The sequence below is a fragment of the Alitiscatomonas aceti genome (genome assembly GCF_025567195.1).
In the GTDB taxonomy this organism is placed as follows: Bacteria; Bacillota; Clostridia; order Lachnospirales; family Lachnospiraceae; genus Alitiscatomonas; species Alitiscatomonas aceti.
On the sequence record NZ_JAOQJF010000016.1, the window covers coordinates 56,519 to 69,978 of the forward strand.

Annotated in this window: 11 protein-coding genes; 7 read left to right on the forward strand and 4 right to left on the reverse strand. The window is 53.9% G+C overall.

From position 1 onward, the window contains the following. The first annotated feature begins 10 nt into the window (after positions 1 to 10). The 5 genes from OCV69_RS09390 (at position 11) to OCV69_RS09410 (ending at position 5,760) form a co-directional block, all read left to right on the forward strand. The gene (locus OCV69_RS09390; protein ID WP_158358846.1) at positions 11 to 1,270 is read left to right on the forward strand and encodes a M20 metallopeptidase family protein; all 1,260 of its coding nucleotides are present in this window, start codon (positions 11 to 13) and stop codon (positions 1,268 to 1,270) included. Positions 1,271 to 1,420: 150 nt separating this feature from the next. After that, the gene (locus tag OCV69_RS09395) at positions 1,421 to 3,208 is read left to right on the forward strand and encodes an aminopeptidase P family protein (RefSeq protein WP_158358847.1); all 1,788 of its coding nucleotides are present in this window, start codon (positions 1,421 to 1,423) and stop codon (positions 3,206 to 3,208) included. Positions 3,209 to 3,214: 6 nt separating this feature from the next. Then, a complete protein-coding gene (gene eutH / locus OCV69_RS09400; protein ID WP_158358848.1) occupies positions 3,215 to 4,315 on the forward strand; it encodes an ethanolamine utilization protein EutH in 1,101 nt (366 codons plus the stop codon). A gap of 216 nt (positions 4,316 to 4,531) precedes the next feature. Then, the gene (locus tag OCV69_RS09405; RefSeq protein WP_158358849.1) at positions 4,532 to 5,395 is read left to right on the forward strand and encodes a hypothetical protein; all 864 of its coding nucleotides are present in this window, start codon (positions 4,532 to 4,534) and stop codon (positions 5,393 to 5,395) included. Between the two features lie 107 nt (positions 5,396 to 5,502). Beyond that, a complete protein-coding gene (locus OCV69_RS09410) occupies positions 5,503 to 5,760 on the forward strand; it encodes a hypothetical protein (RefSeq protein WP_158358850.1) in 258 nt (85 codons plus the stop codon). A gap of 100 nt (positions 5,761 to 5,860) precedes the next feature. Here the strand turns inward: OCV69_RS09410 and OCV69_RS09415 are convergent, their stop codons facing one another. Genes OCV69_RS09415 through OCV69_RS09425 form a run of 3 tightly spaced genes read right to left on the reverse strand, consistent with a single transcriptional unit; the run spans position 5,861 to position 9,815 of the window. Further along, positions 5,861 to 7,600 (reverse strand): ABC transporter ATP-binding protein, encoded by a 1,740-nt coding sequence (locus OCV69_RS09415; RefSeq protein ID WP_158358851.1) that lies wholly within the window; start codon positions 7,598 to 7,600, stop codon positions 5,861 to 5,863. Next, positions 7,597 to 9,357, reverse strand: coding sequence for an ABC transporter ATP-binding protein (locus OCV69_RS09420; RefSeq protein ID WP_158358852.1), 1,761 nt, complete (start codon positions 9,355 to 9,357; stop codon positions 7,597 to 7,599). The genes OCV69_RS09415 and OCV69_RS09420 overlap by 4 nt, the downstream gene beginning before the upstream one ends. Beyond that, entirely contained in the window at positions 9,354 to 9,815 is a 462-nt protein-coding gene (locus OCV69_RS09425; protein ID WP_022274048.1) for a MarR family winged helix-turn-helix transcriptional regulator, read from the reverse strand. The genes OCV69_RS09420 and OCV69_RS09425 overlap by 4 nt, the downstream gene beginning before the upstream one ends. A 211-nt stretch (positions 9,816 to 10,026) precedes the next feature. Between OCV69_RS09425 and OCV69_RS09430 the strand changes: the two genes are divergently transcribed. Beyond that, on the forward strand, positions 10,027 to 11,304 hold the full coding sequence (locus OCV69_RS09430; RefSeq protein ID WP_158358854.1) for an HlyC/CorC family transporter: 1,278 nt from the start codon (positions 10,027 to 10,029) through the stop codon (positions 11,302 to 11,304). A gap of 255 nt (positions 11,305 to 11,559) precedes the next feature. Next, the gene (locus OCV69_RS09435) at positions 11,560 to 12,687 is read left to right on the forward strand and encodes a sodium ion-translocating decarboxylase subunit beta (protein ID WP_022274046.1); all 1,128 of its coding nucleotides are present in this window, start codon (positions 11,560 to 11,562) and stop codon (positions 12,685 to 12,687) included. A gap of 197 nt (positions 12,688 to 12,884) precedes the next feature. Here OCV69_RS09435 and OCV69_RS09445 read toward each other — a convergent pair whose 3' ends face one another. Next, a complete protein-coding gene (locus OCV69_RS09445) occupies positions 12,885 to 13,244 on the reverse strand; it encodes a TIGR04086 family membrane protein (RefSeq protein ID WP_022274044.1) in 360 nt (119 codons plus the stop codon). Between the last annotated feature and the right edge of the window lie 216 nt (positions 13,245 to 13,460).

A 13,460-nucleotide genomic window follows, 5' to 3' on the forward strand; every position in this document is an offset into this window, starting at 1 on the left:
GGAGAAAAAAATGGAGATCTTCAAAGAAGCACAGAAAAATTTTGATTACATGGTACGGATCCGGAGACATATGCATGAATATCCGGAAATGACAGGACAGGAATTTGAGACCCTGGAGTTCATTAAAAAGGAGCTGGATGCCCTGGGGATCGAGTATGTGGAGGTTCCCGACGGCGGCATCGTGGGCCAGATCCACGGCGGAAAGCCGGGAAAGACCGTTCTGATGCGCGCCGACATGGACGCTCTTCCCATCCAGGAAAATACAAAGAATTTATGCTGCGATAAGCTGTGCGTGTCAAAAAATGACGGCATTTCCCACGCCTGCGGCCACGATTCCCATACGGCCATGCTGCTGGGTGAGGCTAAGATCTTAAACGAGCACAAGGACGAATTAAACGGAAACATCGTCCTCTGCTTCGAGCGGGGCGAAGAGGGCGGCGGCCAGATCGCCAACCTGCTCCCCTACATCGTGGAGACTATGAAGCTTCCTATCGACACCTGCATCGCCACCCATGTGAAGTGGGACGTTCCGGCGGGCCAGGTTTCCGCAGAGCCGGGCGCAGTGTTCTCCGGCGGCTACGGCTTTGCCATCCGCTTAAAGGGTCTGGCCGGTCACGGCTCCCGTCCGGATCTGGCCCACAGCGTGCTGGACTGCTTCAACTCCATCTACAATCATATGAACATGATCCGCATGAAATACGTGTCTCCCACAGATATCCTGACCTTCTCTGTGGGCAGCGTCCACTGCGGAACGGCCATGAACATCGTTCCCGACGAGCTGGTATTCGACGGCACCATCCGCACCTTCAATGTGGCGGGGGCCGGAGCCAGCTTTATGAAGCAGTTTAAAGAGGTCCTGGAGGCAGAATGTAAATTAAACCAGTGTACCTATGAGATCATTTCCATGAAGGATCCGCTGTTTGAGAATTATAACAACGAGACCTGCAGCGAGATCGCAAGGAACGCCGTTAAGAAATACATGGGAGAAGAGGCTCTGGCAAAGGCCCAGCCGTGGATGGCCTGCGAGAGCATGCAGGCGTACTTAAAGTACTGGCCGGGCGTGATCACCTTCACCGGGATCCAGAATCCGGAGATGGGAACCGGAGCCAACCACCATACGCCGGAGTTCGACCTGGACGAAAAGGGCATGATCTACGGCGCAGCCGCAGCCATCGGATATGTGGTGGACTTCTTAAACTACGAGGGCGAGATCCCGTTTACTCCCTATAAGGGAAATATCCGGGAGCTGGCTGCAAGAAATATTAAATAAATATGTTTGCCCCAAACCTGTGCGGGCTTCGTTTTGCGGGCGTCTGACCATGAGCGTCAGATGCCTGCAACCCGGAAGTCCGTTTTCTATGCGGTCCTATTTTATATGCTGGAACAAGCGGAATTCCAGGAAAATTGAAAGGAGATTGTCATGACAACCAATGAGAAGCTTTCTCTGCTTCGTGAAAAAATGGCGGAAGCCGGGGTGCAGGCATACCTGATCCCGTCCTCGGATCCCCATATCAGCGAATATCTTCCCGATCACTGGAGAGCCAGGGCCTGGCTTTCGGGCTTTGACGGCTCTGCCGGAACCTTAGTGGTCACTGAAACGGAGAGCGGTTTGTGGACCGATGGCCGTTATTTTATCCAGGCGGAGCGGCAGATGGCCGGCAGCGAGATCGTCCTCTACCGTATGAAGGAAAAAGGCGTGCCCACCATCCAGGAATTTCTTCTTTCCAGGCTGAAGGAGGGAGAGGTCCTGGGGATCGACGGCATGGTCACTGCGGCGGAGACTGTGCTGGATATGGAGACAGCGTTTTCTGCCCAGGGGATCGGGATCCGGTCTGAGGATCTGATCACGCCCATCTGGACAGACCGTCCGGCCATCCCCCAGAGCCCGGTCTATCTGCTTCCGGAACAATATACAGGCCTTTCTGCGGCAGAAAAGATCGCCCAGGTCCGCTCCCGGCTTAAGGAGAACGGGGCGGATGCCATGGCCGTTACCCGCCTGGACAGCATTGCCTGGCTTCTGAACCTGCGGGCCTCTGATGTGGTGTACAATACCTCCTTTGTTTCCTATGTCCTTTTGACCCAGGAAACGGCAGTCCTTTATGTGGACAGCAGCCGCGTGTCGGAGGAGGCTATGGATTACCTTAAGAAAAACGGAGTGGCTGTGTGGCCGTATGGGGAGATCCTGGACGGGATCGCCGCCATCGATGTGCCCACGGTCATGCTGGTGAGCGTGGAGAACGTCAACTACCGGCTGTATCTGGCCATGGAGGAGAATCCCAGGGTGACCATTGTAAAGGGAGAGGAGCCAGTTTTCTGCCTGAAGGCCGTGAAGAACCCGGTGGAGATCGCCAATACCAAAAATGCCCATATCAAGGAAGGCGTGGCCATGGCCCGGCTCCAGATGTGCCTGGAGGAGAAGCTGGCTGCTGGTGAGACCGTTTCTGAAACAGACGTGGGAGAGCTTCTGGTGAATTTCCGTAAGGAACAGGAGGGATATATGGAGGACAGCTTTGCCGTGATCGCAGCTTACGGAGCCAATGCCGCCATGATGCATTACCATCCGACCCCGGAAAACCATGCGGTTCTTCAGCGGAAGGGCTTCCTTCTTCTGGATACCGGCGGCCAGTACGTGGATGGCACCACAGATACCACCCGTACCTATGCCCTGGGCGAACTGACCGACGAGGAACGGCGGTATTACACCTATGTGTTAAAGGCCAACATCGGCATTGCCCGGACTGTCTTTATGGAGGGCTGCTCCGGTGCCAACCTGGATATTATGTCCCGCACCCAGATCTGGAAGTACGGTCTGGACTACCGCTGCGGCACCGGCCACGGCGTGGGCTTTGTGGGCCCCATCCACGAAGGCCCCCAGAGTCTCAGGATGACCAACCATGTGCCCTTCCAGCCGGGCATGACCATCACCGATGAGCCTGGAATTTATGAAGAGGGCCTTGTGGGCGTCCGCATTGAGAACGAGCTTCTGGTGGTGGAGCACATGGAAACGAAATACGGAAAGTTTTATGCCTTCCAGCCCTTTACCTATCTGCCCATCGATACCACGCCGGTGGTGCTGGAGCTGATGAACGAGGAGGAGATCTCCTGGCTCAATGACTATCATCAGATGGTCTATGATACCTTAAGTCCCCGTATGACAGAGCGGGAACGTATCTGGCTCAAAGAAAAAACAAAACCATTGGAGAAATAAACCGGAATGAATATATTTATCGGAATTCTTCTGCTCTGTGCCCTTCTGGGGCTCTGGGATAAAATTTCCGGAGGGAAAATGGGCCTGGCTGCTGAATTTGACGGCGGCCTGGCCTCCATGGCCTCTCTGGCCCTTTCCATCGTGGGGATCTACTGCATCGGGGTCACGGCGGTCAGGAGCAATCCGGAGGCCATTGCCTCCTTTGCGTCCCGGCTGCCCTTTGACGCCTCCGTTCTGATCGGAAGCCTGCTGGCCCCCGACCTGGGCGGCCACGCCATTGCAAAGGAGCTGGCGGCCACTCCGGCCCTGGGGATCTATTCGGGAGTCATGGTATCCTCCTGTCTGGGAGCCATGATCTCCTTTACCCTGCCCATTGCCCTGACGGTCATCCGTAGGGAGGATACCTCCCTGTTTATGCAGGGCAGCGTCTGGGGGATCGTAACGATCCCCGCGGGAGTGGCGGTGGGCGCTCTGCTCACCGGCCTGCCTGTGAAGGAGCTGGTCCGCAATCTTCTGCCGATCCTCCTTCTGTGCGCGGGTATCTGCCTGGCCCTCATAAAGGCCGCTGAGGCCACCATCCGGGTGCTGTCGGTGGTGGGGAACCTGGTGCGGATCGCCAGCCTGGTCCTGTTTGGCCTGGTGATGCTGGGGCTCTTCCTTCCCGCGTGCCAGATCGCATCGGACACCCTTATTTTTGAGTCCCTTACCATTGTGGTAAAGATCGCGGTGGTGGTGGCCGGATCCATGGTGGCGGCCTCTCTGATCCTCCGGTTTTTCCAGAAGGGGATCAGCCGGATCGCCGGATGGCTGGGGGTCAATTCCTATTCTGTGGTGGGACTGATCATCAGCCTGGCCACCTGTATTTCCATGATCCCAATGATGGAAAAAATGGATGACCGGGGAAAGGTGATGAACGCGGCCTTTGCGGTCAGCGGTTCCTTTGTGCTGGGCGGCCAGCTGGCCTTCATCGCCAGTGTGGAGCCGCCGTCTGTGGTTTCCGCCTTTATTGCCGCCAAGCTGGTGGGAGGAATCTGCGCAGCGGCCGCCGCCATGGCGTTTGCACCGAAGTCCGGCGCTGGATCCGGGGAATCGGCATCCCTGGAGTAAGAAAACAGCCGTCTGTCCCTGCCCTGTGAAGATCCGGGCGGGGGCGGGCAGCTGTTTTTTTTGCGGAGTGGGAGCGTTGGATATAATTTTAAATTATCACAAAAAATATAAAAACAGGAAAAATAAACTTTTTCTTACAAATCGACAAATCCATTTACAAACTTTAATTGGTATTGTACTATGATTATATAAAATATGGGGAAGGAGGGAAATGTCATGAAGAAGATATATGCGGCTGTTCTGGTTTTATTACTGGTTTCATGCGCCCCTAAGGAAGAGGCGGCTGTGGTGAAAACGCTTTCCATTGAGGATGTACCGAAGTCCGAAGAGACCCGGAAGCTGGACCAGAAGGAGATCTATACACTGAAACGCCAGCTGGAACAGATTCCGGTTGCTTCCAGCGAGAAATTTTTTACTGGAGAGGTAACGGAATTTTTAAAAGGATATGAAAATACGGAGCTGGAGAGCCTGGAAGTGGTCCAGGACACGCTGTCTCTGATACCGGGAAAAAATAAAAAGTCGCTGTACAATCTGAGTTCCCGGGTCCGTCTTGTGACAGACAGAATAAGGGATGAGGAGGGGATGAAACAGGCAGACCGCCTTGCGGAGGAAATTACAGACTTTTTGAAACAATACAGCTATGTTGGGTTAAAATCAAAAGATGTGTGGGTAAAGATATATAACCGGAATGAAGAGGTATTGTCGGATATGCAGAGTAGCGTGTCCATTTTAAATGAGACCATGTTTGTGGAAATACCAGAGGACGAATATGAAATCCAGACCCGGGCGTTTAAATATGCTGGAAACGGACGGAAGTTTCAACTGAATAAGTTCGGTCCGCTGAGCGGAACTGGGGAATTATATGTGGAGTATGCGGTGGATGACGGCTATTTTGACTTTGACGATCTGGACGGCAGTATTGCCGGACTGGAGGCCGTTGGTGAGGATATCCGGGAATATCTTTTGTCGTCGGAAAAAACGGAAAAATATATGGAATCCCATCATTTGAATGTTTTAACCATTTCCTTTTACAGCGGGAATTTTGACGATGACTATGTGACGTTTAACTTCGATATATAGGGATATGTCCAGGTCTCCTGGATCATGGCAAAATGGAGGAGGAAAGAAGGATTTCTTTTGCTGCATTCCCGATGTGGGGGTAAAACCGGATTCTGGAGGGGATATAAATGGATGGGTTTATTTTTACGATTCTGCTGTTTTTTGTGTTTCTTATACTCATGGTATTTTTAATTTTTAGCCTGAAAGGGAAACCGGCCATGTATCTGACTGCCATCACTGCGACTTTATCTGCATGGTTTATCGGACTGGTTCTGGATGCAAATATTGATTTTATGCCCGCAGGCTTTTTAAATCTCCGGGTACTGTTTCCCATATTGGCTATGGGGCTTTGTATTTTAAATGCGGTCAGTAAAAAATCCGACTGAGAATGATAAAAGCACTGGAATACGCGCCGGATCCAGCCTCCGGATCAAGGGATATTCCAGTGCTTTGTCTATTTAAGCCGGAAGGAACTGCAAGGCCTCCCTACCTGTACTGTGCCTGGTGCATCTCATAGTAAAACCCTTTCTGGCGCATCAGCTCCTCATGGGTGCCCCGCTCTACCACGTTTCCGTCCCGCACCACCAGGATGCAGTCGGCATTCCGGATGGTGGAGAGCCGGTGGGCCACCACGAAGCAGGTCTTGTCTGCCATCAAGGCCCGCATGGCGGCCTGGATCTGGTGCTCGGTCCGTGTGTCCACGTTGGAGGTGGCTTCGTCCAGGATCAGCATGGGCGTCTGCATCAGCAGGGCCCTGGCAATGGTCAGAAGCTGCTTCTGGCCTTTGGATATATTGGTTCCGTCGTCGATGAGGAGCGTATCATAGCCCTGGGGAAGGCTTTCGATGTAGGTGTGGATCCTGGCCGCCTTTGCCGCGGCGATCACCTCTTCCCTGGTGGCGTCGGGCCGCCCGTAGGCGATATTTTCGTAGATGGTGCCGTAAAAGAGCCAGGTGTCCTGGAGGACCATGGAGTAGGAAAGCCGGAGGCTTTTCCGGGTGATATCGGAAATATTCCGGCCATCCACCAGGATGGAGCCGCTGTCGATGTCATAAAACCGCATCAGCAGATTGATGAAGGTGGTCTTTCCGGCTCCTGTGGGACCAACGATGGCGATGAGGCTGCCCTTTGGGGCCTTCATGCTGAAATCCTTTAAGATCACCTGGTCCTTCTGGTATCCAAAGCTCACATGGGAAAGCTCCACGTCGCCCTGGGCGTTTTCCAGCGGAGCGGCGCTTTCCAGATCTGCCGGCTCCGGGGGCTCGTCGATGACCTTAAAGACCCGCTCTGCCGCCGCCAGGGAGGACTGGAGCTCGCCGTAGATCTCTGCGATCTCCCGGATGGGTCCGGTGAACTTCCTGGAGTAGAGCACGAAGGCAGAGATGCTGCCGATGCTGATGGAGCCATGGAGATACAGGATGGCTCCGAACACGGAGATCAGGGCCAGGGCCAGGTTGTTGATGGCGTTGGTGGCCGGGCCCATGATGCTGGCATAGTAGTCGGTCTTATAGTAGGCGTCCACCAGCTTCTTATTCTGCACGTCCATGTCCTGAATGACACGTTCCTCCTGGGTATAGGCCCGGAGGGTCTTCTGGCCGGAGATCATTTCCTCCACATAGCCGTTTAACTCTCCAGCGGCCCTGGATCTGGCCCGGAACATGGGCTGTACCATGTGGGTCAGATAGGAGGCCAGAAGAAGGGCCAGGGGGATGGTGACGGCAAAGACCAGGACCAGCCTGGGGCTTAAGCGCAGCATCATCACCAGGGAGCCGACGATGGTGACGGAGCTGGACACCACCTGGACCACGTCGTTGGATAGGGAGGCGTTGATGGTGTCGATATCATAGGAAATGCGGCTTAAGATGTCTCCGGTGGTGGTGCCGTCGAAAAAGCTCACGGGAAGAGTCACCAGATGGTTGAAGGTATCCTTTCTTAATGTATAGGTGATCCGTCTGGATAGGGTGATCATGGATACGTTGACCGCATAGCTCATAAGAGAGCTGGACACATAAAACAGCAGCATAAAGGCCGCATACTTATAAACTCCAGGCAGATCCATGCTCCCGTCCATGCCCTCGGCGATGAGGTTGATGGCAGTGCCGGACAGCCTGGGACCGGCCAGGGCCAGAAGATTCCCCAGGAAGGACAGGGAGAGGATAAAGGCCAGCTGGCGCTTGTGCTGGAGCAGATAACCGAATATGCGGATCAGAGTGGCTTTTCGTTTCACAGGTCCTCACCTCCCATCTGGATCGTACTGATCTCACGGTATGCGTCACACGTCTTTAAAAGCTCCTCATGGGTCCCCAGCCCCTGGGGAATGCCGTCCTCCAGCACCAGGATCTTATCACAGTGCATGATGGAGCTGATGCGCTGGGCAATGATGATGGTGGTGGTGCCGGAGAAGGACTGGGACAGGCTCCGGCGGAAGGCGGCGTCGGTCTTATAATCCAGGGCGCTGGAGGAGTCGTCCAGGATCAGAAATTCCGGTCTGCCGGCCAGGGCCCTGGCAATGAGGACCCGCTGCTTCTGGCCGCCGCTTAAGTTGACGCCCTTGACTGCGATGGGCTTTTCATAGCCGCCGGATCCTGCAATGAAGGAGGCCGCCTGGGCCACCTCCACAGCCCGGTCGATGGCATCCATATCCAGCTTACGGCCCATGTCGATGTTATTCAGGAGACTGTCCTTAAACAGAACGTCATTCTGGAACACCACGCCGAATTTCTGACGCAGCTCCTTTAAGGGGAAGGTGGAGATATCCCGGCCGTCGATGCGGATCTGGCCGCTGTCGATGTCGTAAAGGCGTAAAAGAAGCTGGGCCAGGGTGCTCTTTCCGGCTCCTGTGGGGCCGATGATGCCTAAGGACTGGCCATGCTCCAGGGAAAAGCTCAGATCCGACAGATTATAGGCACGTTTATTATAGGAAAAGGACACATGATCAAATTCCATGTGGGGCGGACGTTTCCCGGAGGCCATGTCCGGAGCGTCTGGACTGGCGCCGGGGGCAGTCTCAGGCCGGCCAGTCCAGGGGCGGATCTCCATGTCCTGGGGCGTCATCATGACCTCCTCCACACGGCCTGCGCTGGCAATGGCCTTGGAGGACATGGTGATCAGACGGGAGATGGCCATGACGGAATTTAAGATAATGGTGAAATAGGTAAGGAAGGCCACGATGGCCCCGGGCTTCATAGCTCCTGTGGAGACACGCCATGCCCCCACCACGATCACCGCAGCCAGTCCTGTGTTTAACATCAGATTGATCAGGGGACCGGAGGCGGCCATGGTGATGCTGGCCTTAGCCTCAGCGGCGTTTAAGCGGCTGTTGACCGTTTCATACCGGTCCTTTTCATATTCTGTGCGGCTTAAGGCCTTAATGACCCGGATCCCGGTGGCGTTTTCCCGCACCACGCGGATCATGGCGTCAGCGGCGATCTGGGCCTTCCCGAACAAGGGGATGCTTTTCCGGCTGATCCTTGCCACCGCCAGGATCATAAAGGGGATCAGGAAGCAGAGAATGGCAGAGAGCCAGGGATCGATGAACATAGTCACCACCACGCCGCCCAGCATCAGGATCGGCGCACGGACGCCCATGCGCTGGATCATGTTCAGGGTCCGGTGCAGGTTGTAGGTATCTGTGGTCATACGGGTCACCAGGGATGGGATCGTAAAGGCATCCACCTGGCTGCTGGAAAGATAGGAGATCTTATAGAAAAGGTCGTGGCGGAGGGCCTCGATGGAATCCCTGGAAACGGCGGAGGCCACCCGGTTGGCCCAGACGTTGCAGACGAGGACCAGAGCGGCGCAGACCGCCATCATAAGTCCCCAGCGGATCACCAGGCCGATGTCGTTTCTGGGAGTTACCTCATCAATAATATAAGAAAGGATATAGGGGATCATCAGATCCAGGATGGTGCCGGTGAACTTGATGGTGAAGCCAAAGATCATCGTAGGGATGTGGGGCTTCACATAGCGGATCACATATTTCATGGACGGACCTCCTTTTCCGGAGCAGGGGCGGCTGCCAGCGCCTTCCCTTTTTCCAGCATACGGCCCAGGAGCTGGTCCAGAAGCTCCCGTTCTTCAGTGGAAAAGTCTCCAGTGACCTGGTCGAAGAACTGCTCTGAAAGGCCCTTTCCCTGGGAGTGGATCTCCAGCGCAGGGGGCAGGGCGCGCACATTTTTGGAACGGGCGTCGTTCTCGTCCTCAGTGCGGACCAGATAGCCCTTGGCCTCCAGCTTCTGGAGGATCCGGGAGATCATGGCTTTATCGACGCCCATCTCGTCGGCCAGGTGACGCTGGCTGACCTCTCCATGGAAGCCCACATGGCGCAGGAGCTGGAGCTCCGACTGGGTCAGCTCCGGCTGCTCCATGCGGCTGGCGGCGTATTTCTGACTCTGGCGGTAGAGGCGGCGTATCTTTTTATAGGTGCTGACAGACTGTTCCATAAGATCCCTCCCTTTTCTGATACGGAAATCGTTGATAAGTCAATTATAATCCAGAACAGTTGATATGTCAACGGAAAGGTGGACGAAATGGCGGTGAATCCCATTGACACCTATGGAAGAATATAGTAAAATTGGGGCTGTATACATAAAAACCAGCCGGAGTTTTTTCGCCGGCCAGACCAAAAACATATAGAAATAGGAGTTGATTTTCTTGGATTCAGGGCAAGCCCTGCAGATACTCATTGTAATCGGGCTATTGGCATTATCAGCATTTTTTTCATCATCGGAAACGGCGATGATGGCAGTCAACAAGATCCGCGTAAGGAATCTGGCGGACGCAGGCTTAAGCAGCGCCCAGACCTTGATGAAGGTACTGGATAACCAGCCGAAGATGTTAAGCGCGATCCTGATCGGCAACAATATTGTAAATATCTCCGCCTCGTCTCTGGCGACGATCCTCGTGACACGCGCCTTCGGAGACATGTATGTGGGTGTTGGAACGGGGATCCTGACGCTGTTGGTCCTGATCTTCGGCGAGATCACCCCAAAGACCAGCGCCACCCTTTATTCGGAGACCATGGCCCTCAGGTTTGCAAAACCCATTTACATGATCATGCAGGTACTGACGCCGGTGATCTTCATCGTAGATAAGCTGTCCCAGGGCGTTCTCCGCCTGCTCCATGTGGACCCCAATAAAAAGCAGGACGCCATCACAGAGGATGAGCTGCGTACCATTGTGGAGGTGAGCCACGAGGAGGGGGTCATCGAGTCGGACGAAAAGAAGATGATCTACAACGTGTTCGACTTTGGGGATTCAGTGGCCAAGGATATTATGGTGCCCCGGATCGATATGACCTTTATCGACGTGGACGCCACCTTCAGCGAGGTGATCGAGGTCTTCCGGGAGGTGAAATATACCCGGTATCCGGTCTATGAGGAGACTACGGACAATGTGATCGGGATCATCAACATCAAGGACCTTCTGCTGACAGAAAATCAGAAAAAATTCTGCATCCGGGATTATCTCCGGGAGCCGTTATATACCTATGAATTCAAAAAGACTGCGGAGCTGATGGTGGAGCTTAGGAAGACCCAGAACAACATCGCCATCGTCCTGGACGAGTACGGGGCCACGGCAGGCCTCATTACCCTGGAGGATATGCTGGAGGAGATCGTGGGCGAGATCCGCGATGAGTACGATGAGGACGAGGAGGATCTGATCCGCCGGATCGGACCCAGGGAATACGTGGTGGAGGCGGCCATGAAGCTGGATGACTTAAACGACCAGCTGGGCCTGGACCTGGAATCCGAGGACTACGATTCCATCGGAGGCTTTATCATCGGCCTTCTGGATCATCTGCCGGAGGAGGGGGAGGAAGTCACCCATAAAACTCTCCGCTTTGTGGTGGATAAGGTGGACCGGAACCGGATCGATAAGATCCATCTTTACATTCAGGAGGAAGAAACGGAATCAGAATCCGTTAAATAATTGTAAAGAAAATTAAAAATGTGGGAAAGTGCTATTGACTTTTTCTTTTTTACCAGTTATATTCTCTTCAAAAGGGAGTAGTTGAAATGCATGGTCAACAAACGCGGCGGAAACGTCTGGCTGTGCATACCGGTTCTGGTAACGAGACTTTTTGCAGGCGGGCGACGTCTGCAAAAGGTCTTTTTTTTACGCAGGCATCCGGTTTTAACTCCTGGAAAATAAGTCAATACTTTCAGTATCTAAGGAGGAAGCAGTATGGAATTTTTATGGAACGGCTTACTGTCCATCACATGGCAGCAGGCCGTAATGTATGCGGTAGGCTTATTGCTGATCTACCTGGCGATCGAGAAGGATTACGAGCCGGCCCTTCTTTTACCCATGGGCTTTGGCGCGATCCTGGTGAACATCCCGTTCAGCGGCGCTTTAAACCAGATGATGGAGGGCGTGGGAGAGACTCACGGTATCGTACAGTGGCTGTTTGAGACCGGCATCGAAGCCTCTGAGGCCTTCCCGCTGTTATTATTCATCGGTATCGGAGCCATGATCGACTTCGGTCCCTTATTATCCAACCCCAAGATGTTCCTGTTCGGCGCGGCAGCCCAGTTCGGTATTTTCTTTACCATCGTAGTGGCAGCGTTCCTGGGATTTGATATCCGCGATGCAGCATCCATCGGCATCATCGGTGCGGCCGACGGCCCCACCTCCATCCTGGTATCCCAGGTGTTAAAGTCCAACTACATCGGCCCCATCGCTGTGGCCGCGTATTCCTATATGGCCCTGGTTCCCATTATCCAGCCCATGGCCGTAAAGGCAGTTACCACAAAGAAAGAACGTATGATCAAGATGCCCTACCAGCCCGGTAAGGTAAGCCGTCTCACAAGGATCGCCTTCCCGATCATCGTTACCTTCATCGCAGGCCTGGTGGCTCCGGCCTCCGTATCCCTGGTGGGCTTCTTAATGTTCGGCAATCTGATCCGTGAATGCGGCTGCTTAAACAGCCTTTCTGAGACTGCCCAGCATACCCTGGCTAACCTGATCACCCTTCTTCTGGGTATTACGATCTCCTTCTCCATGCGTGCAGAGCAGTTCGTAACGGTCCAGACCCTGATGATCATGGTGCTCGGTCTGTTCGCCTTCGTTTTCGATACCGTAGGCGGCGTATTATTTGCAAAGTTCTTAAACCTGTTCTCCAAGAACAAGATCAACCCCATGATCGGCGCTGCCGGAATCTCCGCATTCCCCATGTCCGCCCGTGTCATTGAGAAAATGGGTGTTGCTGAGGACAGCACCAACCATCTTCTGATGCACGCCATCGGCGCCAACGTATCCGGACAGGTGGCCTCCGCAGTGGCAGGCGGCATTGTCCTTGGATTCTTTATGTAGGAGGTAGAAACCATGAATGCAAATGTTCTGGAAGCTTTCAATATCATGTGGCAGGGCATGGCCGGTATTTTCGTTGTGATCGGTCTTCTGGCTCTGGTGGTCTATGCCATGGCAAAAGTTGGAAATAAATAAATACAGAAAATAAGAACAGCGCCCTGGCTCCGGAAACGGAGCGGGGCGCTTCTTTTTTCTGTCCGTCAGCTGATCATCCCCCCGGCCATGGCGCTTAAAGAGCACATGGCAAAGACCGTGCCCAGCCGGACGGCGTCGGCGGTGATGGTCCGGTCCTGGAGAAAGGACATGATAAGGAGGAAGGCAAAGTAAAGGATCCCTGTGAGGAGCCCCCAGAGGAATTTTCTGGATCTCATGGCCTTTCCTGCCATGAAGCCACCCATAAAGCAGGAGAGGATGTACACGCCGCTGATGCCCAGGGTGATCTGGCTTTCCGGCAGACGGAACTTATAAAGGGCAAAGGCCAGGGCCGTTAAAAGGACTCCGGAGACCAGGTAGGTGAAGATAAGGGTACGGATCATACGCCAGGCTTTCTGTGCCAGCATAAAACGACCTCCTTTTTCATAAAATACGGGGGCCTGGGGCCGTAAGGGACAGCCGCCCCTGTTTCTACATGGATATTCCCGTTTCCAGGGAATTATCCCTATTGCATAATGGAAAATCGTATGGTACCTGACTTCCGTCGTTTCTCTCAAAACATAGTACTCAGGAGTCCAGGAGGATACAGTTCTGAAAAAGATTGTTGATTTCTTTTTCAGTGA

Excerpts from the sequence above, each read along its gene's own strand:
- OCV69_RS09395 (WP_158358847.1), top strand. The coding sequence starts at position 1,421 with ATGACAACCAATGAGAAGCTTTCTCTGCTTCGTGAAAAAATGGCGGAA.
- eutH (WP_158358848.1), top strand. The coding sequence starts at position 3,215 with ATGAATATATTTATCGGAATTCTTCTGCTCTGTGCCCTTCTGGGGCTC.
- OCV69_RS09445 (WP_022274044.1), bottom strand. The coding sequence starts at position 13,244 with ATGCTGGCACAGAAAGCCTGGCGTATGATCCGTACCCTTATCTTCACC.
- OCV69_RS09435 (WP_022274046.1), top strand. The coding sequence starts at position 11,560 with ATGGAATTTTTATGGAACGGCTTACTGTCCATCACATGGCAGCAGGCC.
- OCV69_RS09410 (WP_158358850.1), top strand. The coding sequence starts at position 5,503 with ATGGATGGGTTTATTTTTACGATTCTGCTGTTTTTTGTGTTTCTTATA.
- OCV69_RS09405 (WP_158358849.1), top strand. The coding sequence starts at position 4,532 with ATGAAGAAGATATATGCGGCTGTTCTGGTTTTATTACTGGTTTCATGC.
- OCV69_RS09390 (WP_158358846.1), top strand. The coding sequence starts at position 11 with ATGGAGATCTTCAAAGAAGCACAGAAAAATTTTGATTACATGGTACGG.
- OCV69_RS09420 (WP_158358852.1), bottom strand. The coding sequence starts at position 9,357 with ATGAAATATGTGATCCGCTATGTGAAGCCCCACATCCCTACGATGATC.
- OCV69_RS09425 (WP_022274048.1), bottom strand. The coding sequence starts at position 9,815 with ATGGAACAGTCTGTCAGCACCTATAAAAAGATACGCCGCCTCTACCGC.